The sequence below is a fragment of the Prevotella sp. OH937_COT-195 genome (genome assembly GCF_003932845.1).
GTDB lineage: Bacteria > Bacteroidota > Bacteroidia > Bacteroidales > Bacteroidaceae > Prevotella.
The window spans coordinates 1-1,792 of the sequence record NZ_RQZH01000062.1 but is presented as its reverse complement, the minus strand read 5'-3'; the positions used below and the strand labels follow the sequence as shown (position 1 = coordinate 1,792).

Below are 1,792 nucleotides of genomic sequence, written 5' to 3'. Positions count from 1 at the left end.
GTTTACGACTACGGGGCAAGACGCTACGATGCCGCCACCTGCCGCTTCACGACGATGGATCCGCTGTCGGAGAAATATTACTCCACAAGTCCTTATGCATATTGTACTAATAATCCGATAAAATACATTGACCCAACAGGTATGATTTGGGAAGACTCACAAGAAGCGGAACGGTTAAAAAGAAATATAGATAATAGAATTATTTCTCTTAACAAAGACATAGCCAAAAATCAAGATAAACTTGACAAAGGAGGTTTGAGCGAAAAGCAAGTCAGGAAACTTGAAGGTAAAATATCAGAAGCAAATAATCGTATATCGAACTTGAATACAAGTAAGGCAGACATTGATGTGTTGGGAGCAGACCAAAACAATGTGTATGCTTTAAGTTCAATTAACGGTGGAGAACATAAAGTGCGTCAAGGTATTGATGGAAAGGTTTATATTGAAACTTCTTCGGATGCTCTATCCATACATGAAATCACGCATGTTCGACAATCATTGGATGCAGGAGGGTTAAAGTTTTCCAATAATGGAGAATTGCTTAATGCAGGAGTTGGTATAAGAGGTGTTTCAAATATGGAGATTGAAGCCTATAAAATGCAATACTCTTATGATAAGTCTTTCCCTGGTAGTTTAGGTGGAAGAGGATTACAAGGTATAGATGTACACTCTGTGGGTGGTATAATAAATGACGGGAAACATGTTTATCCTGTTATTTTTCAGTATTCTATTGACTTGAATAAATTCTTTAAACAGCAAAAGAAATTGATAGTAGGAGGAAAATAATATGAAAAGACGAATTTTATTGTATTTATGTATTTGTTTTAGCTTTTATTTATTTGGACAAAAAAAAGATATATCAGGAACCTATTTTAGCAAATCCGGAGCAAAAATAGAAATTATAGGAAATGAATTAAATTACATTATACCTCAAATTCATTCTCCTGTTTGGAGTAATGACACATTGGCTAAATGTACTTTTAAGTGGGTTGATGTTAATTTCATTGAATTGAATTCAACTCCTCAGAACATCCTTGCATTAAAAGGATTAAAAGTTATTCAATTTTCAGACTCTACTATAAATGACAGTATAAAAGTTTCTTTTTTAATTCCTCATCAAAGGTCGAATCTTAAAATATCATTATATACCCATACTTTCAAAACATTTGATTTTATTTACTCCAAGAGCAGTAGAGATTTGATGCTACCTAATAATGTTGAATCAATAACATTTTATATTGTGCCTGAACATATTATACCTCATACTTCTGATGGTCTATTTTATGGTATAGTTGTATTTGATTCATTTCAAGAATATCAAATGGAAAAGAACATTAATCATGTTTTGATAGAAATTCCCGCAATAGATGATTGTTTTTTTGAAAAATATTATGTTAAAGGCGATTACGCTAAAATATCAAAAGGAACCATTACTTGGAAAGGGGAAGTTTTTATGAAGAAAAAAGGCTTAATGGACATTTGGTAGGCTGGAAATACCAAATAATCCATTAAGCCGGAAAAATCGAGAAAATTAGAACTCTTTTGAGAGTATTCTTATCTTTAACTAACCTATGTATATTATTTTAAAGATTTTAACAAGTAAATTTGCGAAATAGGATATAATGTGCTAAATTTGCTGCATAAGATGAATATATGAGCAAGAATAGATTTGTGAAATACACTTACGGTGAGTTGTGTGGGAATGGTAATTTGGAGGAACGCAACGACTATTACCCTTTCGGTGGTTTGATGGGCAAGGGCTTGAACGGTGATTTTCAATCCTACAAATACA

General features: G+C 32.6%; 2 protein-coding genes. Both read left to right on the top strand.

Features of this window, described 5'->3' with window-relative positions; translation table 11 throughout:
• The coding region (locus tag EII32_RS11185; RefSeq protein ID WP_317125336.1) for an RHS repeat-associated core domain-containing protein at nt 1-786 on the top strand (786 nt) is incomplete at its 5' end.
• A gap of 1 nt (nt 787) precedes the next feature.
• Nucleotides 788-1,486 (top strand): hypothetical protein, encoded by a 699-nt coding sequence (locus tag EII32_RS11180; RefSeq protein ID WP_125235453.1) that lies wholly within the window; start codon nt 788-790, stop codon nt 1,484-1,486.
• The last annotated feature ends 306 nt before the right edge of the window (nt 1,487-1,792 follow it).